Below are 16,616 nucleotides of genomic sequence, written 5' to 3' on the forward strand. Positions count from 1 at the left end.
CGATGGGATTAAAAAAAGACAGGTTAAAAGAACTGGCTAAAGATTATTATGTACAAAATTTCGAGGCTACTCAGGAGGAGGTTGCGGAGCTTTATAGCGTCAGCGCAAAAACCATTTCTGTGTGGAAGAAAGCAGATGATTGGGAGGGCGCACGGCGCGACTATCATGCCAGCCCGGTTAAAATCAAACAGCTTCTACAGGATGAGCTACTAAGTGTAGCGCAAGGCAACCCCGCTAAATTACAGCCAGACGGTATCAGTAAACTGATGGCCGCACTTAACCGCTGCGAAAGCAAATTAGACCCTACCGTTGTCGCTAAAATGCTAAAGGAGCTTGACAACTTTATAAGCAAGGTTGATCCTGCTTTTGCCCTTGAATGCACCGCATTTCACAAACAATTTTTACAGTACCGCATAAGCCTCGAATCGTGAGTATAGACAATAGGAAATACTTTAAGCTGCTGGCAGATTATGAAAAGCATTGCATTCGCATTGCCCAGGCTACCAGTATTAACATACATGAGACGCCGGAAGAGAAGCTAAAGCGCATGAAATGGCTGGAAGGGGATTACGGACGGTGGTTTGAATATTACTTTCCAAACTATGCAAAAAGCAAATGCGCTTGGTTTCACATTGAATTAGCAAATCAAATTATTAAGAATAAACGTATTCGAATAATAGCTGAGTGGTTTCGATCGGCTGCTAAATCTGTTCACATTGATTTAGGCATACCATTACATCTATACTTAGCTAAAAGTGATTTAAAGTTTATGTTACTTATTGGCGAGAATGAGAAAAAGGCAAACCAGCTTTTGAGTGGTATTCAAGCAGAGCTGCAACATAACAATCGCCTAAAAAATGACTACGGCCAAAAATTTCAACAAGGTGACTGGGCGGAGGGTGATTTTACAACGACCGACGGAGTGAAGTTTACTGCGATTGGGTTTGGTCAAAGCCCCAGAGGTGCAAGGGAAGGCGCGGAACGGCCAGATTACATCGTTCCCGACGATATTGACAATAGAAGGCATGTTAACAATGACAGGCTAATGAGAGAGGGTGTTGAGTACCTCACTGAGGATGTTTGGGGAACCTTTGATTCGAGCGAGAACAGTCGTGAGCGGTTTGTCTACGCCAACAATAATTTCCACAAGAACAGCATCACCAACCGACTGAAACTTTACTTTTTGCAGATACTGCAAAAGCGAAAAGAACGGAAGGAAAAAAGCAGCACCGTTTACAAGGTAATTACGGTTAATGCAGTGAAAGACCTGGTGAGTTTTACGCCGGAATGGCCCGAAAAAACCACTGCCAAATACTGGAAAGAGAAGTATGAAGACATGCCCAAAAGAGCATTTATGCGTGAATACATGAACACTCACGTAGAGGAAGGCAAAATTTTCAAATTTGATGATATCCAGTTTTCAAAACCGCTGGCGTTAAAACAATACGATGCTTTATGCTTTTACGGTGATCTATCTTATAAAGCGCAGGCTGATTACAAGGCCCTCATTTTAGTAGGCAAAAAAGGCCGCGAATTTCACATTCTGCTTTCTTACGTGCGACAAAAAAGCCGGGCAGATTGCGCCGCCTGGCTATACGATGTGTATGAAAAATACAAGCTGCAAAATCACGCTATCAATTACATCATAGAAGGGTTGTTTGCGATGGATGAATTCGTGAATGACTTTGATACCGAAGGCGATAAACGCGGCTATTATATCCCGGTGGCGGCAAGCAAACGCGGCAAGGAAAACAAATATGATCGTATCGAAAGCATGTCTGGTTTTTTTGAGAGGCGCAACGTTTTTTTCAACGAATTAGTAAAAGTAAATGCAGACCAACAGGAGCTTATAAGCCAGTTACTTGCCTTTGAAAAGGGCAGCAACGCACACGATGACGGACCGGATGCCCTTCATGGCGCATTCAGCATTTTGAATGCTTATACCGTTCCCAAAGGACACCAGTATGCTTTCGGACAAAGAGTAAACCACCATTATTAATTATTAACGAATTTAAATGGCTTTTTTAACAGCAGATGAGCTAAAAGACGCGATCTACGAGTACCAGGTCGATCAAATAACAGACGGCGACGACAATATCGTTGTAAATGCAATTAGTGCAGCAACGGATGAAGTGCGTAGCTACCTGACGGGCAACAGAAAAAAGGAATGGGACGACGGGCGGCTGCGCTACGATGTAGATGCGATTTTCGATGCAGCAGGTGTGGAGCGAAACGCATTGATTTTAGCCCACACTAAAACAATTGCGAAATGGTGGATCATTCTGCTTGCGAACCCCGATATTATTTACGAGCAGGTAAAAGAGCGCTACGACCGGAGTGTTGCTTATTTAAAAATGGTTGCAAAAGGAGATGTTACCATTGGCTCCCTGCCTGTAATAACGCCACCGGCACCAAACCCTGATACAGATGACCCTAACGACGGTGGCATAGCTATTTGGGGAAGCCGTCCAAAATTCAACCACGAGTAAACTTTTTATAATGAGTAGGAAAAAAAGCAGAATAGTAAAACTGGGCGCAAATGAAGACTTTAAAAAGCAAATGGCAGGCCGTGTCCTGCCCTGGGATTTACAGAGCGTAAGCCGCATGCGCAGCGATATTAAAAGCTGGGTGGAGGCAGAAAACATGGCGTTAAGCAGCGAGCCTAAAACATACCCTTTACAATTGCTACTTTCCCAGGTCGCAAATGACGCGCTGCTTTTTTCTCAACTGCAAAACCGCAAGCAGCAGCTTTTCACATCCTCGTTCAGTCTTAAAAATGGGAAAGGCGATTTGGATGAAGAGCAAACCGATAAGCTAAAAAAATCGGCTCTTTATCGCGACATCACCAATAGCATTTTAGATGCGGATATGCTTTGGTATTCTGTGGTAGAACTTTCAGGAAACAAAGATGATCTGAAATGCATAACACTTCCTCGCACCAATATTATTCCTCAGACGGGAACTTTTTACCGGAACTATTCTGAGGAAACCAATCCCGTTAAATTCAGAGAGCTGCCAGAGTTTGGTAAATACATCCTCGAATTTACAGGACAGGAATTAGGCTTACTAAATAAGGTGGTACCACATGTACTAATGAAAAAGTTTGCCCAAAGCTGCTGGTCTGAACTATGCGAAATTTACGGCATTCCACCCCGTGTGATGAAAACCAACACACGCGACACCTCCATGCTCAACCGCGCAAAAACAATGATGACCCAAATGGGCGCAGCCGCCTGGTTTATCATTGATACCAACGAAAGTTTCGAGTGGGCCAACGCCGTAACAACGAAAGGTGAAGTATATAGCGAGCTGATCAACTTGTGTAACAACGAAATAAGTATGGCGATCAGCGGGGCCATTATAGGCCAGGACACTAAAAACGGCAACCGAAGCAAAGATGAAAGCGCTCAGGATATTCTTTGGCAGTTGGTGCAGGCAGATATGGAGAAAGTTGAGCAGCAATGGAACGCTGTTGTAATACCGGCGTTGCAAAAAATAGGCTGGCTGAATGGTGATGTTCAATTCGAGTTTGACCCGCAGGAGGATGTTGAGCAACTTTTTAAATTCACCACCGGGCTATTACCATTCAAGCAAATTGATAATGCCTGGATAAAGGAAAAGTTTGGCGTTGAAGTTACCGGTGATAAAACCGCGTCAACCGATAGCAACGAAAAGGAAAAGGATAAAACCGAAAACCTTTCGTTTGATTTTTTCGTGTAGGCCCTGCCACCGGTAGGGCGTTGAGCTTCGATAAATTTCACGGATTTTTGCAGCAGCTGTATCCCGCGAACATTGCGCAGCTTTCTGCTGGCAGCGATAAGCTGAGGCGATTAATGAGGCGTGCTAAACGCGCTTACAATACGGCAGCAAAACATATTCATGACACTCAGCAGTTCGCATACAACGATAAGCCGGTTAAAGAGCTGCACAAAGCCCTTAATGCCGCTTTGCAGGATGCCGTAAACACTGGCATTACGCACGAAGTACCCGCCACCATGCTAAGCAAGATAAAGCAGGATGTGTTTGTGTTTTCCGGCATGAAAACATACGCTGAACTAAAAGAGCTATCATCATTGCTAATTGATGCGGATGGCAGGATTAAAGCGTGGCCTAAATATTTACAGGACGCAACACAGCTAAATAAAGTCAACAACGAACACTACCTGGAAGCGGAGTATTTACAGGCCGTTGGCACCAGCCAGGCGTTGGACAAGTATCTCGAGTTTGAAAAAGACGGAGACGCTTATGATTTGCAAATACGAACGGCACAAGATGACAAAGTAAGAGATAGCCACGCAGTACTTCACAACATAACACTTCCATTTTCGCACCCGTTTTGGGATACACATTGGATTCCGTTTGACTGGCGCTGCCGCTGCAATATTGTTCAGGTGCGTAAAGGTAAATACCCGGTTACGGATACCGAAGCCGCCAATGCTGCTGGTAAAGCTGCGGTGCCTGAAATGTTCCGCTACAACCCGGCAAAAGCGCAGGTAATATTTCCACCAAAGCACCCATACTATGCGCAGCAGTGCGGCAAGAAACTGAATGTAACCGGAAGCATAGAACTGGCAAAGATTGTGTTGAGTAACGAGAGAGATAAATGCGAATGGCAAAAAAGGCTGAAGGAGGAACAGTACGCAAACTACAGCGCTAAAGACACAAAGAAGTGGGCTAAAAGCAATTTACGCAACTTAATTTTTACACATAAAGAGGTCGGCGAAATAAAGCTGACCGGCGGAAGCATAGATGAATTCACCAACCAACCGTTTTACGCACCCGGTTTAAAACGGTATGTTTTAGAAAATCTTCAAACAGTATTAGATAGCGCTAAATATATGGGCGCTCGGGAAAAACAAATAAACGATACGGTGAGGTCTCATATACTTGAAGTAAAGTTTAGTGAAGTTAAAAGCTGGCTGATTGTAAGGGAAAATGTAAGAAAAGAGAAAATACTATACTCAATTTCGGACGGAGAAAAGGTGCTTGATGGATTAACAAAAAAATAGCCGGTTGTTCAAACACCCGAAATACATATCGGGGAAGCGTCACCGGCTATACAAATATACAACTATTTTAAAACATGGCCTCATTTGAGACGTTTTTTAGAGCGCTTGTAAAAGATATATCGGTAGAACTTACCGACGAATTTGATCGCAATTTTGAGCGAAAGGGCTTTTTTAATGAAAGTTGGAAAGCGACAAAATGGGCGAATAGTAAAGGCAGCCTCATGATGCGCAGCGGTGGCCTGCGCAGAAGCGTAAAGAACCAGGTAAGCGATGATTCAATTAGCTGGACAAGTAGCAGACCTGATGCAATACTGCACAACAACGGCGGTGAAATAACTGTAACCGCCAAAATGAAGCGCTTTTTTTGGGCCATGTATTATAAAGCAAGCGGCGCAGCCGGCAAAGGCAAAAGTAAAAGAGCCATAACCCTTACCCAAGAAGCAGCCAGGTGGAAAAGCCTCGCCCTAATGAAGGTTGGCAGCAAAATGAAAATTCCTAAACGACAGTTTATTGGCTCGCACCCGCAGGTTGATAAAACGATAAAGGAAATAACCGACGAACATGTAAACAAATTGGAGGCGTCACTTTACAACGCACTTAAAAATCGCAAATAATGGACATTCTTATTAAAGACATTCAAAACCGCCTGTCAGCCGAAATTCCGGCTTTAAAATACGTGGATGAAGATTGGGGGCAGTTGGACGATTACAGCCCAAATCCCCCGGTAAAATGGCCTTGTGCGCTCATCGATATCAACCACGTGTTATACAGCAATGCCGGGCGCCACTCTCAGTTGGGCGAGGCTACCATCACAATCAGCGTGGCAGATATTAAACTCACGAACAGCAGCAGTAAAGCGCCTGCGGGACAAAAGCAAAAGCAAACGGACTACTTGCAACTGATAAAAAGTATTCATATTGCCCTGCATGGCTGGCATGGACACAATCACTACTCCTCCCTTATCCGGACAATCTTTAAGAGGGTAAAAAGAGACGACGGCGTTAGGCAGCATTTAATCACCTACACCTGCCAAATACAGGATACTGATTCCGTAAAGCCTACAATTAAAGTACCTGCGGCATTAGAATTAATAGTAGAGGCTCCAAAAGAAATTTAACGGTAACAAACAGCCGGGGCTGATGGGCCGGGGGCAAAAAGAGCCAGTTGGTTTTCATTTGCGGGGCGGGCAGCCGTCAGCGGTGTGCTTTTAATATTCATCCAGGCACGGTACGAAAGAAAGATATTGTGTTTAGGAAAAATGTGGCGTACGATATGCGTATCCGGCACATCGTGGTGTTTATGCTCATTATACACACCAACGATGTAGCGCAGCTTTTTGATATAATTCTGTCGGGTGTATGCCATTTGTCACACAAAGATAAGACATATTGTCATAAAAAAAGACCGGCGTGAACCGGTCTTTTTAATTAGCTTATTGCAACGATTTAGTTCATTTCAGAAACAGAAACATCATCAATTTTCAAAGTATCTGGTTTAACGACCGTTCTTACAGAGTATGCGAATCGCGACTTAACTCCGAAGGCGTTTTTTGCCGTTCCGCTACCGCGCAGGAATACATAGCCCATGTCTGCTTCAACGACATCCCCATACATAAACAATGGGTAATTTTCCAAATTTACTTCTTCAGGATAACTAAACTGCTGTTTTATCATGCGCGCAATTTTTGCTTCGGCATCATGCAAATCCAAATTAGATGCGCCACCTTTAATTGCCTCTTTTATCCAATGTTGCTTTTGCTCATAAGTATATGCATTGAATGTTTCTTGTGTTGTCTGCGTGTTTTCTGAAACACTTTGTGGAGATACGGCAGTGCTTTTCTTCTCAAATTTTTGACCAATAAACCCTATTAAAATCAATGCTGCTATTCCAATCAGCCAAATTTTTCTGTTTACTTTTTTTCTTTTTTCCATTTGTTCTGGCGTAAGTTCTTTTTTCATGTTTTTTAGTTTTAGTATTTATTTTAAAGTTGATTTATAAAAAGCCTCAAACTGGCTAACCAGTTTTGGCAGTTCCTCAAAATTGTAACGATTCAATTTTTTATGAAGATAGCTGTATTTCAGCATCCAGGCGTCTACAGCTTGTCCATCTGCCACGATACGACCCTCTTTATTTTTCTTTACCCAGCCCAGCTCATGCGCATAGTAAAAGATTTTACCAACCATCTTTTCGCGCCTGGCGTCGGGTTTTACCTGTCGGCTCAGGTGATCGATCATGGCGCGGGCCTCGATTACAGTGAGCTCGCGGCTGGTGTCGGTACGATCGTAGCTAAATTGCCTTACCAGGTCAGCCTTTTGTTCTTTATCGATACCCAGGCGACTGCAAATTGCACCGATGGCAGATTTCTGTTGGGTAGTTGCTGGATTATTCATTTGATTTTGATTTTTCTGGTTGCACTACACGCAAGCTAAACCTAACTTCCTCACGTTCTAAACGTTCATCTATGTATCGCGTCTCCTCTATAAAGTCGTGAGCAAGGCTTAATATAGATTCTTTAGCATGTCTGATTTGACTTTTAATACGATGCGACTCAAAAACCTCAGGCCCTTCCGCCGGAAATAATTGAACACTCGATCGAATTTCCTTGACTGGCAACGATGTCTCAAAAAATGGAACAGGCGCTGGCGGGAAGGTTGGATATGCTTGCCTTTTGGGTATATATCCAAGCCTTAACATCAGTTTGTTAATGATTTTTTTCATGTGCATAAAATTTAAAAGCCCTTTCGTTAAGTATTTCAACGAACCGGCTAAAAGAAATACGCTCTACAGCGACGTCCATTGTCCATTCGCGCACCTGCGCCACTGTAAATGGTTTGGGCGGCTCTGATTGAATCGGTTTTGTGGGTGTGGTTTTACTATCCATAAAGTTTTATTTTAAGATTATAAGTTCTTCCAATCATTCAAGTATTCTTTGTCCTTTAGCCACTGCATCGCTATTTTCGGTTTGTATCGAGGATTGCGATCGCAATATTCACGGTAATCTAAAGCAGCGAAATACACTCTAATGCGTAAACCTTCTACCTGCTTCGGCCACCAATCCTTTACTAAATGACTATTACGCGCGTATGGGTAAACATGCAGAAACTCTTCAACCATTACCGCAACATCCAATTTTCTTACTGCAAACAGTGAGCCTTTGGAGCGTTCAGTAAAGTCTGATTCATTTATGCCTACGATAGAGGTCAAGTAATTCAGCTGACGGGTATCCATAATACAATTCACCAAATCGAGGCGAGCCAAAAGCCCACGCTCGTTATACCATACCTCAGCTGATACATTTAATTTAGGGGATGATAAAAAGTAACGTTTCATGTAAATGTCTTTAATTATTGTGGCCGCATTTCGGGCAGGTATTTCGGTGCCAGCGCATGTCAAACCAATGTTCACATTTTGCACATAGACACCATACCTCATGGTTAAATATGATATTTAAAATGCGCATCAGTATCTGAATTTTGTCCAGTGTATTAATGTGAGGGACTTTTGTTTTGTTGGCTCCAGTATAGGGTCAAAATATTGGCAGAATGCCTCGAGGCTATCAAAACCGTCATTTAGTGCCAGCTCTTCTGCTTCATTATAATCCAATACTCTATCATCAATTTTAAAAAATACGCCCCATTCATTAACATTGTCGTTTTCATCTAATCCCATTGGCTCCTTAAGCATATAAAGCTGCTGGGTGCTTACACAAGGAATATTTGGCGCAAAACGAAACATATTTTTTGTACGGCTATTGATAAAGTAGTCGATATTGACACCCGACTTCCAGCGTCCGTTTCCGTCTTCACGTATTGTATGTATTTTGGGATATTTTAATCGGGATGAGTCATCCGGTATTAAATCCCAGGACTGGCCAAATTTTGATCGATGATCTTTTATAAATTTCAATTGCAATACCTCTAAGTCATCCGTCGGAAGTATTTCATGAAAAAAAAATCCTTCCCAAATCTTTTGAATAAAGTAGGTTGGCTGGCTGGCCATATCGCCCATGTGCGCGGGCCAGTTCGTTTTAAAAGGTAGTATCATGATTTGTATTTAATAATGAGTGAATCGATATAAGCTTTGGCTCCTTCGAGGCTGACAAATGGTAGGGCTATACTGCCTACAATTTTCCAGAAGCCTTTTACAAACTCAATGCAGTAGCCTTTATACATCTGCATCGTATAACTTTTAAGTTGATCTGTATTTTTTCGCATTGCTTTCATTTTAGGTAAACTGGTGACATTTGTTTTTCTTAATAATCGTGGTAGTAAACGGGAATTTGTCCTTTGGCACCATCTCTATGGTTTGCTGGAGGTGAGTGGAGCCGCTGAATACGACCCGCAATTCCTGATCAACTGTAATTTGCATAGTGAGGCATTTACCGTTACCACGCTCATATTTACTATCTCCAATTTTATAGGCATGTACCGTTATTTTTTTGTTTAATAGATCGTCAATGTCAATTTTATTGCCCTGAAAACTGTTATACGTGGGCTGGATGTTCAAGTCAGAAAAACTGTGCATCGTCTTTAAATAGTTTTTTGATTAAGTGTTTGGTGTTGGCGTGTTTGGCCCATCCTAAGTGACCATTGAGGCTATGAGGGCCTTTATTGGCTTTTACAGCTCGTGCAAGGCTTTGCTTGTTCCTTTTGCGAAGCAGCGTATAATTTCGATAGTACACATAACCCAGCATATCAAGTCCTATATCGTTTGTAATTGGAAAAACCTGCCAGTTGCCTTTCAGTTCGAGCTTAAGTGAACTTTCAAGATATTTAGCAATATCCTTTCTCAACTGGTGCAAGGCTGCTTTATCACTATGCAGAATTGCTACATCATCCATATACCGGAAATAATACTTCACTTTTTTTTCCTGCTTAATCCAGTAATCAAACCCTGTCATATAAAAGTTACTCAGCCATTGCGATAAATAGTTGCCGATCGGCAGGCCGGGTGCGCTGTCGATAATTACATCCATCAGCCACAGAAAGTCCACGTCTTTAAACTTGCGACGCAGCAGTAGCTTCAATGTTTCGTTGTCAACTGACGGATAGAACTTCTTTATATCCAGTTTCAGGCAATATTTTGTACCCTGTTCATCAAGCAGCGCGCGTCTAATCGCTTCACCAGCCTTATGAACGCCGCGTCCTGGTACACAGGCGTATGTATCCGCCGTTAGCATTGCCATCAAATAAGGGGCGATTACATTCATTACAGCGTGGTGTACAATTCTGTGCAGGTAAGGAAGCCGATATATTTCCCGCTCTTTGGGCTCATATATGGTAATGATGCTGTAGGGTGGCACTGTATATTTTTTGTTTACAAGCATTTCATGGAGGGCTTGTAAGTTGGCGTCCCTGTTCTTATTGAAAGAAATTACACCGTACTGTTTTTGCTTTCCCATCTGCGCCAGCGCATCTGCCAGTTCCAGATTTTCCATGCTGCAAATGCTGCCATATATATTGCCTATGCGTTTCATTTAAAGCCTTAGTTTTAACAGGTCGCGTTCCCTTTCGGTACCAACGCCCTTTTAAAAAATGTGTTTTTTTGCCGAGAGGCAGGGTTTGTGATGCATGTGTAAAAAAGGTGGGCCCTGACGTTCGAGTAGTCGTGGTCGTTGTCGTAGTCGTTGAACGAAAAGCCGCCACTGGAAGACTCAAAGGGAAAGCATCACACAACCTTTTTATTTTACCTTACGTTAAGGATGAAGATTTCCCACAGATCAGGATAAGCTTCAGCATTTGCTTCGCACTCCTGCCGGCTATTTGATGAAAGGCGGGCCCCGACGCCCGAGCAGGCGCGGCCGTCGACGAAGTCGTCGAACGAAAAGCCGCCACCGGAAGACCCTGCTTCATATCCTTCCTCTGCCATGAAAAGAGGTTCGTATTTATATACATCGTGATTTGTAATGTCATGCACTTTACCGTCCTTTTCAGCTTCGAGTATAACCGCAAGCATCGCTACGGCTGTTATATACAAGCCCAGGTCAGGGCGCATCTTGCTAACATCGGGCAGCTCCGGCGCTATGCTTAATTTCTTAGCGGCTGCTACAAATGCATCTTTGCTTTTTTGTGTAATTTCCATTGTTGTATTAATTGTGATGGTGAAAAATTGTGTTTCGAAAAAGATGATTTACCCTTTGAGGTATTTTTTATAATATTCCAGGAGGCACTTGCCCATGTGAGTGGCCTTTTCTGCGGAATCCACTCGAAGGCGGGCCCCGACGTACGAGCAGTCGCGGACGAGGCCGCAGACGTAGAACGAAAAGCCGCCACCGGAAGTGTAGAAATACGGATAGTAAAAACATTCGCTTACTGGCTTGCCCTCCCGGAGTGCTTTCGCAAATGTCTTTATAGCTACTTCGGCCTCGTCAATTTCATCTTCGCAGTCATCAAAAAGATCATCGAAGTCAATGCCTAACTCTTTGCAGGCATCTTCAACTGTTTTTATCCGATTGATAATACTGCCGAACAAATCGGGGTAGAGCGTAGCAAGTAGCTGCTTTTGATCCTGGCTGCCATTTTTATATGCGGCCATTGCGTTTTCCTTTGTTAATTCTACTGTCTTCATTGTCTTGTTTTTTAGATTTATAAAAGTCTATAGTGGTCATTTTTTTTAGCTAAGGCCCTCACCCAGCAGTTTATTAATTACCGATGGCGCGTCGCCGCGGTGTACCAGCTTCATGGCATCTACTACCACCTTTGTTCCGTTTACTATTTGTGTAGCAATGCCGCTCATAGCTTTTGCACGTTCAATTTCAGCCGCAAGTTGCTCTCCCGAAAGCTCGTTATCGTTCAGCCTTTCCAACTGTTCAAACAGGTGGTTATTTAGATCGCTTAGCTTGTTTTTCATGTAATGCTTTTTTTAATTTGTTATTTAATTTGATAGTATCTTTTACTTCCTCCGGCCAATTGTGGATTGTGTTTCGCTTCATATTTTCAGCCATTGTAATTAGCTCCAGGTTATTTATATCCTCCACATTTAAAGAGTCACCATCCTTCACAGCAACAATCATCTTTTTGGGTATAGGGCCGTGATGATGCTCCCAAACATGGTGGCGGAGTGGTTTCCATTTGCCTTTGGCTATACGTATAAATTTTTCAGGCTTGCCACCTGTGGATGGTACGCTGTGCCTGACCCGTATAGTGCCGTCTTTACCGCAGTCATTATAATTTGTTTGTCCTTTTTTAAACCACCCTCTCGAAGCCCTTTGCTGCGCTTCTTTAGTCAAATAATCCCTCCATCGCTTCCCTTTATTTTGTGGAATGTTTCCAGTTTTTAGCCGACCTGCTGCTGTGTTCATATCTACTATATGATCCGGGATTTCTAAGCCAAGTGCCGCAATCCGGCCCATTATTCCTGTATAACTCCGATTGAGCTTCGCAGCTATTTTTTTTATAGGGAGGATTAGATAGTGATCGCCGATAAAAGCATCTTCTGTAAGGGAAAATGTTGTTTTCCCTGTCATGCTCAGAGCCGCAAATTTTCTTATTTGTTCACGTGAAAGCGATAGCCCTTCCTTCCTTAAAAATTTCACAACCACCCACTTTCCAAGTCCAAGCTCCAGAGCCATCTGTGTTGCGCTTTTGCTGAGCCGGTTGGCTACGATGTAAGCTTTATTTGCTTCGGTCAATTTCGATACTGCCATAACCGTTACTTTTTTCTACTCTTATAAAAATCCTTAACTGTCATTTTTGTAAGGTGCCAGGCTTCGCAGTTTTTGCAGAAGTAGGCCCTGCTGGGGCGGTTATCTCTCGATGTCCGCTTCTTTCCCCGGCGTATGGCTCCCAGCGCTGCCATCGCCTCGGCTTTCGTGAATGATTTTTTATTGCAAGCCATAGTTTCTTATTTTTTCTTACCCGGCCAGTATTTACCGCGTATCACCTGTGTATATTTTTTTCGCCAATAATCTTTTGCTCCCTGCTCCCAAATCACAAAAGGTTTGTTGCCTCCGTACCGGCTTTCCACATAAGCCACGAAACCGATCACTTCAATTTTGACATCGCAATCGTGTTTTAGGAATTTGGTGTAATCGTTTTTTATCCAGTGATTGATAAAAATGAGCGACTTGCCTTTGCGCGGTGAACACAGCTTATCAGTCATATTCAGGTATTGCCGTTTTGATAGCTCCGCATGTTGAACGCTATCGATCACGCCAAAATCTGCGCTGGCTTTTTTCATCATTCGATCAAGCATCGTTTCGTGCGTATCGCTTTCCATCGCAGCCTTGTAAAGCCTTATCTTATGTCGTACCTCCGGGCGCACGTGCTTTTCGATCTTATCCGCCACAGTTTGTGCGTCGCCACCGGCCTCTTCATGATTGTTATAATCAATCAACCCATGATCAGCCAGGTAATCACACAGGGTAAAAACAAAGCTGCTTTTCCCGGAAAATGAAGGCCCGGTAATAAACCATTTCGCATGCTTTTCAGGCCGTCCAAAACTGTCCAAAAAGCGGCCCTCAAAATCATAAATAGTCCGTTTTTTATTGAGTATATCCGAAGGGCGTAATGCTTTGATTTTCTTTTTCTTATGTGGCTTTTCCGGCAAATCAACTAACCGGCCACCCGCTTCTGCTTTACCTTTCGGTTGTTCCCAAATTTCTCTAACAAGTTTCGATACAGTCATTTAATTATCAATCATTTACACGTTTGCAACTATCTTTTTTCTGTCAAAAAGGCGCTATTTGCGCTTTGTAGCTGTCGGAAAACGCCGCTTTCGGCGCTCAATCCTGTTCTTTTCAAGCAAGGCATAGCCTGCAAGTGCCAGTGCTGGCACAAGTGGTAATAGTAAATACATGGTTCGGGTTTTATCAGCCCCGCAGGGTTGCGGAGGCTGTTTTAGATACTGGAAAAATTCAGGTTAATAGCTCGGTAGGTTCCATCGTCTTCTTTAACAGAAACGATCATGTAGCGCTTGCTATTTGCCACGCTCTGTGCGTTGCGCATCAGCTTGCAGGCCTTTTGAAAATCCTTATGCCTTATCCTTTCTTCATACTTCAAAATCTGAAACACTTTGCCTGTGTCTATCATACCTTTCGTGTTATGAAAGGCGCTTTGCACCAGCCCTCTTATCAGCTCATTGGCAGCAGTCAGATTTTGGCTTAGATAGCTATCCAATAGTTCACGCGCTTCGTTCATCATTGCTTCATCCCACTTAACCATGTCGCTTATACGGCTTTCAATCTTGATCGACTTATCAAAATTGTACCAGGAATAGGAACCTTTAATTTTTCTATCCTTGTTATACCTCAGCTTGTAATCCTCCAGCATTTGGTTATACACTTTGTCAAATCCGGCTTTTAAATCATCGTAAAAATCAAGCAGAAGCTGTTCGAGCTTCACGGCCTTTTTTAGCAGTGATCCGGCAAGGCTTTCTTTTACCCTGTCGGCAGAAGGAATAAACTTGTATGGCACTTCCTGCCCATCGGCATCGCGCCATGTGGCTTGTTTCGGGGTTTGAATTGTTGCGTTCATGTTTGTTTACTTTTATAGTTTAATAAATCTTATCATCCATGCGTACCGGCCTTTCGCTTCTAAAATCTCGTCCTGCGGGTTCGTGTCGTATCATGTTTACATCGGTTTCAAAGCAGGGCCGGTCGCTAATCCACAGTTCCATCCATTCGCGATCAAGCTCAATAATCAGGGGATCTTGTTTTAAAGTGGAAGGGAGTTCATGCCGTTGCTGCGATCGGAGTACCCGGTTCATTGCTTCAACGGCAGAGCGAAAGCTGTCATGCACCTTGTTGTTTTCAGGAATGCTGTAAAAAGCATCATCATTCTTCGGGCGGCGGAAAATGGTAAACGATTTCATTGTGTTTATTTTTTAGGGGTTGGTAATTCAAAAATCTGGTGGACGTTGTATGCTATTCTTTCAAGCATAATGTGCAGGCTGGTGCTGGTGTCGTCTATATATCTTGTATAGAAGATGCGTAGTGCCAGCGCCTCTTCCGGCGGTATGTGAAATGTGTATTTGTTTTGCCATTTGTGTGGAGCCAGCTTAGCATACAACTTAGTTTGCAGGCTGCGCAGATTGGCAAACAGCAGGGCCTCATAATCGTCTAATGGTGAAACCTCATTTAAGATATCATCTATCAGTTTATGCAGCCCGTCGAGGGCGTCGCCTTTGATGTCTTTAATCTGAAACTTTCTCATCTATCGAACTTTTTAATGTTAGAAATATTTGAAAACTATCGCTGGTTGCTATCTTAGCCCGGTACCGGCTTTTTATCAGTGAAATATGCTCGTCAACCGTTTTGAGGCGGCGCGCTCTCGCCTTGTTTCCTTTTCCGGCAGTCAGCCATATTTCACGCTGGTAAAACTCCTGGCCATCGATTATAAGGTCAATCACGGCCCACATTACAGCGCCTGTATCTTTTCGATTAAAACATCGCGCCAGTCCCTTTTCGTATTGCATTTATGCAGTACATCGTCCCACACGCAGCGCGGCGGCCTTCTTTCCGCAGCAACAGCAAACGGGCAGTGTACGGCGTGATAAAGCTGATAGCGACATTGCAGGTCACCTAAATTGTAGTTGTTTGGATCTACCAGCAAAGCATCCATTTCATTGAACATCCTTTTAAACCAGTTCCAAAACATGCGGCTGCTTTCCAGTTTGGCGGCAAGCTGCGGCGCTTCCGGCAGCAATTGGCGCAGGTATTGCAAACCGTTTTCGTAGATATACTGGCTATACTCCTCATCCGTCCAACCAAGCAGCTGGCAGATCTGCTCCTGTACCGTATTTTTTTGTTTTGTTATTGTCGCGTTCATGGTTACAAAAGTTTGAAGCATCCGATCCAAAGCATCGCGATAGCAAAGCCGAGGATGATGTAGGTGAATAATTTTCCCAAATCGATACGCATGGGGCTTATTTTATTTTGTGAACAAATCGAAACAGTTTGGCTGTTGGCTGCTCCTGTTTGCGGGCGCAGTAGCGCAGCAGCGGGTCTAAATAATCATGCAGCTCGCCGTAGTTGTCCGCGTATTGCAGCAGCAGGTCTTGCACATCCGGCTGATCTTTCACGTACCTATCAAAAAAAGGCCTAAAGTCGCGCGCTTTGTTCAGGTGGTTTATTGTCCGGGTACCGGCTTTAAATCGGCGATAAAGTTGCGGTGCGCCCATGTGGTTGCGCTTGCGCATTTTATTCATAAGCTCCAATATATCCGGCGTTCCAACCAGTACAATGCTGCAATAACGTATCATCGCATCGTACAATTCTTTCAGCAAACCGAGGCTCGCCGGGCGCATGTTTTCTGCTTCGTCGATAATTAACACTGGTGTATGGCCCGCCTCTTTAAGAGTTTTAAACTCGTCAGCTATGGCCAGCAGCTTTGCGGTTAGTGTGCGATAGGTCATGGCTGGTAGATGAAGTAGCTCCAGCAGGTTGTCGATCACATCGCGCTTGCGCCAGCTATGACCGACGGTCATGATGTACGTATGGTCAGGCTGCTTAGCGGCAAAGAGGTTAATTGTATGGCTTTTGCCGATCCCCGTTTCGCTTATAAGAAGGCGGGCCTGGCATTTTTCCTTAGCTTCGATCAATTCTGAAATGATCTCTTTACTTTGTATAGTAGGCAAGTCTGCCCAACCGGTATATTTACTCATGTCGTG

General features: G+C 43.6%; 29 protein-coding genes. 7 read left to right on the forward strand and 22 right to left on the reverse strand.

What is annotated here, in order from left to right:
* Nucleotides 1-2: 2 nt before the first annotated feature.
* The 7 genes from ABDK00_RS16925 (at nt 3) to ABDK00_RS16955 (ending at nt 6,126) form a co-directional block, all read left to right on the forward strand.
* Entirely contained in the window at nt 3-431 is a 429-nt protein-coding gene (locus tag ABDK00_RS16925; protein WP_346236148.1) for a hypothetical protein, read from the forward strand.
* On the forward strand, nt 428-1,999 hold the full coding sequence (gene terL, locus ABDK00_RS16930) for a phage terminase large subunit (protein ID WP_346236147.1): 1,572 nt from the start codon (nt 428-430) through the stop codon (nt 1,997-1,999). Before ABDK00_RS16925 ends, terL begins: the two co-directional genes overlap by 4 nt.
* A 16-nt stretch (nt 2,000-2,015) precedes the next feature.
* Nucleotides 2,016-2,489, forward strand: a complete 474-nt coding sequence (locus ABDK00_RS16935) for a phage protein Gp36 family protein (protein ID WP_346236146.1) — start codon at nt 2,016-2,018, stop codon at nt 2,487-2,489.
* 10 nt (nt 2,490-2,499) lie between these two features.
* Nucleotides 2,500-3,720 carry a phage portal protein family protein gene (locus ABDK00_RS16940; RefSeq protein ID WP_346236145.1) on the forward strand — a complete coding sequence of 407 codons (1,221 nt, stop codon included), beginning with the start codon at nt 2,500-2,502 and terminating at the stop codon, nt 3,718-3,720.
* Between the two features lie 47 nt (nt 3,721-3,767).
* Complete coding sequence (locus tag ABDK00_RS16945; RefSeq protein ID WP_346236144.1) at nt 3,768-5,009, forward strand: phage minor head protein; 1,242 nt, start codon at nt 3,768-3,770, stop codon at nt 5,007-5,009.
* Between the two features lie 74 nt (nt 5,010-5,083).
* A complete protein-coding gene (locus tag ABDK00_RS16950) occupies nt 5,084-5,623 on the forward strand; it encodes a phage virion morphogenesis protein (RefSeq protein ID WP_346236143.1) in 540 nt (179 codons plus the stop codon).
* Complete coding sequence (locus ABDK00_RS16955) at nt 5,623-6,126, forward strand: hypothetical protein (RefSeq protein WP_346236142.1); 504 nt, start codon at nt 5,623-5,625, stop codon at nt 6,124-6,126. Before ABDK00_RS16950 ends, ABDK00_RS16955 begins: the two co-directional genes overlap by 1 nt.
* Here the strand turns inward: ABDK00_RS16955 and ABDK00_RS16960 are convergent.
* The 22 genes from ABDK00_RS16960 to ABDK00_RS17065 all read right to left on the reverse strand — a co-directional run bounded on the left by ABDK00_RS16960 (nt 6,123) and on the right by ABDK00_RS17065 (nt 16,610).
* Nucleotides 6,123-6,374 carry a hypothetical protein gene (locus ABDK00_RS16960; RefSeq protein ID WP_346236141.1) on the reverse strand — a complete coding sequence of 84 codons (252 nt, stop codon included), beginning with the start codon at nt 6,372-6,374 and terminating at the stop codon, nt 6,123-6,125. The two genes, ABDK00_RS16955 and ABDK00_RS16960, sit on opposite strands and share 4 nt — an antisense overlap.
* An 80-nt stretch (nt 6,375-6,454) precedes the next feature.
* A complete protein-coding gene (locus ABDK00_RS16965) occupies nt 6,455-6,967 on the reverse strand; it encodes a hypothetical protein (protein ID WP_346236140.1) in 513 nt (170 codons plus the stop codon).
* Nucleotides 6,968-6,985: 18 nt separating this feature from the next.
* The gene (locus ABDK00_RS16970) at nt 6,986-7,399 is read right to left on the reverse strand and encodes a hypothetical protein (protein WP_346236139.1); all 414 of its coding nucleotides are present in this window, start codon (nt 7,397-7,399) and stop codon (nt 6,986-6,988) included.
* Nucleotides 7,392-7,727 (reverse strand): hypothetical protein, encoded by a 336-nt coding sequence (locus tag ABDK00_RS16975; protein WP_346236138.1) that lies wholly within the window; start codon nt 7,725-7,727, stop codon nt 7,392-7,394. The genes ABDK00_RS16970 and ABDK00_RS16975 overlap by 8 nt, the downstream gene beginning before the upstream one ends.
* Nucleotides 7,711-7,890 carry a hypothetical protein gene (locus tag ABDK00_RS16980; RefSeq protein ID WP_346236137.1) on the reverse strand — a complete coding sequence of 60 codons (180 nt, stop codon included), beginning with the start codon at nt 7,888-7,890 and terminating at the stop codon, nt 7,711-7,713. The genes ABDK00_RS16975 and ABDK00_RS16980 overlap by 17 nt, the downstream gene beginning before the upstream one ends.
* Nucleotides 7,891-7,907: 17 nt before the next feature.
* On the reverse strand, nt 7,908-8,339 hold the full coding sequence (locus ABDK00_RS16985) for a hypothetical protein (RefSeq protein WP_346236136.1): 432 nt from the start codon (nt 8,337-8,339) through the stop codon (nt 7,908-7,910).
* A gap of 129 nt (nt 8,340-8,468) precedes the next feature.
* Nucleotides 8,469-9,053 carry a hypothetical protein gene (locus ABDK00_RS16990; RefSeq protein WP_346236135.1) on the reverse strand — a complete coding sequence of 195 codons (585 nt, stop codon included), beginning with the start codon at nt 9,051-9,053 and terminating at the stop codon, nt 8,469-8,471.
* Nucleotides 9,050-9,223: a hypothetical protein gene (locus ABDK00_RS16995; protein WP_346236134.1), complete on the reverse strand. Its 174-nt coding sequence runs from the start codon at nt 9,221-9,223 to the stop codon at nt 9,050-9,052. The genes ABDK00_RS16990 and ABDK00_RS16995 overlap by 4 nt, the downstream gene beginning before the upstream one ends.
* Before the next feature lie 10 nt (nt 9,224-9,233).
* Nucleotides 9,234-9,533 carry a hypothetical protein gene (locus tag ABDK00_RS17000; protein WP_346236133.1) on the reverse strand — a complete coding sequence of 100 codons (300 nt, stop codon included), beginning with the start codon at nt 9,531-9,533 and terminating at the stop codon, nt 9,234-9,236.
* Nucleotides 9,517-10,485 (reverse strand): RNA-directed DNA polymerase, encoded by a 969-nt coding sequence (locus tag ABDK00_RS17005; RefSeq protein WP_346236132.1) that lies wholly within the window; start codon nt 10,483-10,485, stop codon nt 9,517-9,519. Before ABDK00_RS17005 ends, ABDK00_RS17000 begins: the two co-directional genes overlap by 17 nt.
* Before the next feature lie 209 nt (nt 10,486-10,694).
* On the reverse strand, nt 10,695-11,090 hold the full coding sequence (locus tag ABDK00_RS17010; RefSeq protein WP_346236131.1) for a hypothetical protein: 396 nt from the start codon (nt 11,088-11,090) through the stop codon (nt 10,695-10,697).
* Nucleotides 11,091-11,138: 48 nt separating this feature from the next.
* Complete coding sequence (locus ABDK00_RS17015; protein ID WP_346236130.1) at nt 11,139-11,576, reverse strand: hypothetical protein; 438 nt, start codon at nt 11,574-11,576, stop codon at nt 11,139-11,141.
* Between the two features lie 45 nt (nt 11,577-11,621).
* Nucleotides 11,622-11,858, reverse strand: coding sequence for a hypothetical protein (locus ABDK00_RS17020; RefSeq protein WP_346236129.1), 237 nt, complete (start codon nt 11,856-11,858; stop codon nt 11,622-11,624).
* Nucleotides 11,830-12,654: an HNH endonuclease signature motif containing protein gene (locus tag ABDK00_RS17025; RefSeq protein ID WP_346236128.1), complete on the reverse strand. Its 825-nt coding sequence runs from the start codon at nt 12,652-12,654 to the stop codon at nt 11,830-11,832. The genes ABDK00_RS17020 and ABDK00_RS17025 overlap by 29 nt, the downstream gene beginning before the upstream one ends.
* Before the next feature lie 5 nt (nt 12,655-12,659).
* Nucleotides 12,660-12,845: a hypothetical protein gene (locus tag ABDK00_RS17030; protein ID WP_346236127.1), complete on the reverse strand. Its 186-nt coding sequence runs from the start codon at nt 12,843-12,845 to the stop codon at nt 12,660-12,662.
* 6 nt (nt 12,846-12,851) lie between these two features.
* Nucleotides 12,852-13,634, reverse strand: coding sequence for a hypothetical protein (locus ABDK00_RS17035; protein ID WP_346236126.1), 783 nt, complete (start codon nt 13,632-13,634; stop codon nt 12,852-12,854).
* 212 nt (nt 13,635-13,846) lie between these two features.
* Nucleotides 13,847-14,482 carry a DUF3164 family protein gene (locus ABDK00_RS17040; protein WP_346236125.1) on the reverse strand — a complete coding sequence of 212 codons (636 nt, stop codon included), beginning with the start codon at nt 14,480-14,482 and terminating at the stop codon, nt 13,847-13,849.
* 19 nt (nt 14,483-14,501) lie between these two features.
* Complete coding sequence (locus tag ABDK00_RS17045) at nt 14,502-14,819, reverse strand: hypothetical protein (RefSeq protein WP_346236124.1); 318 nt, start codon at nt 14,817-14,819, stop codon at nt 14,502-14,504.
* Nucleotides 14,820-14,824: 5 nt separating this feature from the next.
* The gene (locus tag ABDK00_RS17050; RefSeq protein WP_346236123.1) at nt 14,825-15,160 is read right to left on the reverse strand and encodes a hypothetical protein; all 336 of its coding nucleotides are present in this window, start codon (nt 15,158-15,160) and stop codon (nt 14,825-14,827) included.
* On the reverse strand, nt 15,141-15,356 hold the full coding sequence (locus ABDK00_RS17055) for a hypothetical protein (protein ID WP_346236122.1): 216 nt from the start codon (nt 15,354-15,356) through the stop codon (nt 15,141-15,143). The genes ABDK00_RS17050 and ABDK00_RS17055 overlap by 20 nt, the downstream gene beginning before the upstream one ends.
* Before the next feature lie 8 nt (nt 15,357-15,364).
* The gene (locus ABDK00_RS17060) at nt 15,365-15,775 is read right to left on the reverse strand and encodes a hypothetical protein (RefSeq protein WP_346236121.1); all 411 of its coding nucleotides are present in this window, start codon (nt 15,773-15,775) and stop codon (nt 15,365-15,367) included.
* Nucleotides 15,776-15,872: 97 nt separating this feature from the next.
* Nucleotides 15,873-16,610, reverse strand: a complete 738-nt coding sequence (locus ABDK00_RS17065) for an ATP-binding protein (protein ID WP_346236120.1) — start codon at nt 16,608-16,610, stop codon at nt 15,873-15,875.
* Nucleotides 16,611-16,616 lie beyond the last annotated feature (6 nt).

It is taken from the genome of Niabella insulisoli (assembly GCF_039652435.2).
Classification (GTDB): Bacteria; Bacteroidota; Bacteroidia; order Chitinophagales; family Chitinophagaceae; genus Niabella; species Niabella insulamsoli.

Bases quoted from the DNA above. Each gene is read 5' to 3' on its own strand.
- ABDK00_RS16925 (WP_346236148.1), top strand. From the start codon at position 3: ATGGGATTAAAAAAAGACAGGTTAAAAGAACTGGCTAAAGATTATTAT.
- ABDK00_RS16935 (WP_346236146.1), top strand. From the start codon at position 2,016: ATGGCTTTTTTAACAGCAGATGAGCTAAAAGACGCGATCTACGAGTAC.
- ABDK00_RS16940 (WP_346236145.1), top strand. From the start codon at position 2,500: ATGAGTAGGAAAAAAAGCAGAATAGTAAAACTGGGCGCAAATGAAGAC.
- ABDK00_RS16950 (WP_346236143.1), top strand. From the start codon at position 5,084: ATGGCCTCATTTGAGACGTTTTTTAGAGCGCTTGTAAAAGATATATCG.
- ABDK00_RS16955 (WP_346236142.1), top strand. From the start codon at position 5,623: ATGGACATTCTTATTAAAGACATTCAAAACCGCCTGTCAGCCGAAATT.
- ABDK00_RS16960 (WP_346236141.1), bottom strand. From the start codon at position 6,374: ATGGCATACACCCGACAGAATTATATCAAAAAGCTGCGCTACATCGTT.
- ABDK00_RS16965 (WP_346236140.1), bottom strand. From the start codon at position 6,967: ATGAAAAAAGAACTTACGCCAGAACAAATGGAAAAAAGAAAAAAAGTA.
- ABDK00_RS16970 (WP_346236139.1), bottom strand. From the start codon at position 7,399: ATGAATAATCCAGCAACTACCCAACAGAAATCTGCCATCGGTGCAATT.
- ABDK00_RS16975 (WP_346236138.1), bottom strand. From the start codon at position 7,727: ATGAAAAAAATCATTAACAAACTGATGTTAAGGCTTGGATATATACCC.
- ABDK00_RS16980 (WP_346236137.1), bottom strand. From the start codon at position 7,890: ATGGATAGTAAAACCACACCCACAAAACCGATTCAATCAGAGCCGCCC.
- ABDK00_RS16985 (WP_346236136.1), bottom strand. From the start codon at position 8,339: ATGAAACGTTACTTTTTATCATCCCCTAAATTAAATGTATCAGCTGAG.
- ABDK00_RS16990 (WP_346236135.1), bottom strand. From the start codon at position 9,053: ATGATACTACCTTTTAAAACGAACTGGCCCGCGCACATGGGCGATATG.
- ABDK00_RS16995 (WP_346236134.1), bottom strand. From the start codon at position 9,223: ATGCGAAAAAATACAGATCAACTTAAAAGTTATACGATGCAGATGTAT.
- ABDK00_RS17000 (WP_346236133.1), bottom strand. From the start codon at position 9,533: ATGCACAGTTTTTCTGACTTGAACATCCAGCCCACGTATAACAGTTTT.
- ABDK00_RS17005 (WP_346236132.1), bottom strand. From the start codon at position 10,485: ATGAAACGCATAGGCAATATATATGGCAGCATTTGCAGCATGGAAAAT.
- ABDK00_RS17010 (WP_346236131.1), bottom strand. From the start codon at position 11,090: ATGGAAATTACACAAAAAAGCAAAGATGCATTTGTAGCAGCCGCTAAG.
- ABDK00_RS17015 (WP_346236130.1), bottom strand. From the start codon at position 11,576: ATGAAGACAGTAGAATTAACAAAGGAAAACGCAATGGCCGCATATAAA.
- ABDK00_RS17020 (WP_346236129.1), bottom strand. From the start codon at position 11,858: ATGAAAAACAAGCTAAGCGATCTAAATAACCACCTGTTTGAACAGTTG.
- ABDK00_RS17025 (WP_346236128.1), bottom strand. From the start codon at position 12,654: ATGGCAGTATCGAAATTGACCGAAGCAAATAAAGCTTACATCGTAGCC.
- ABDK00_RS17030 (WP_346236127.1), bottom strand. From the start codon at position 12,845: ATGGCTTGCAATAAAAAATCATTCACGAAAGCCGAGGCGATGGCAGCG.
- ABDK00_RS17035 (WP_346236126.1), bottom strand. From the start codon at position 13,634: ATGACTGTATCGAAACTTGTTAGAGAAATTTGGGAACAACCGAAAGGT.
- ABDK00_RS17040 (WP_346236125.1), bottom strand. From the start codon at position 14,482: ATGAACGCAACAATTCAAACCCCGAAACAAGCCACATGGCGCGATGCC.
- ABDK00_RS17045 (WP_346236124.1), bottom strand. From the start codon at position 14,819: ATGAAATCGTTTACCATTTTCCGCCGCCCGAAGAATGATGATGCTTTT.
- ABDK00_RS17050 (WP_346236123.1), bottom strand. From the start codon at position 15,160: ATGAGAAAGTTTCAGATTAAAGACATCAAAGGCGACGCCCTCGACGGG.
- ABDK00_RS17060 (WP_346236121.1), bottom strand. From the start codon at position 15,775: ATGAACGCGACAATAACAAAACAAAAAAATACGGTACAGGAGCAGATC.
- ABDK00_RS17065 (WP_346236120.1), bottom strand. From the start codon at position 16,610: ATGAGTAAATATACCGGTTGGGCAGACTTGCCTACTATACAAAGTAAA.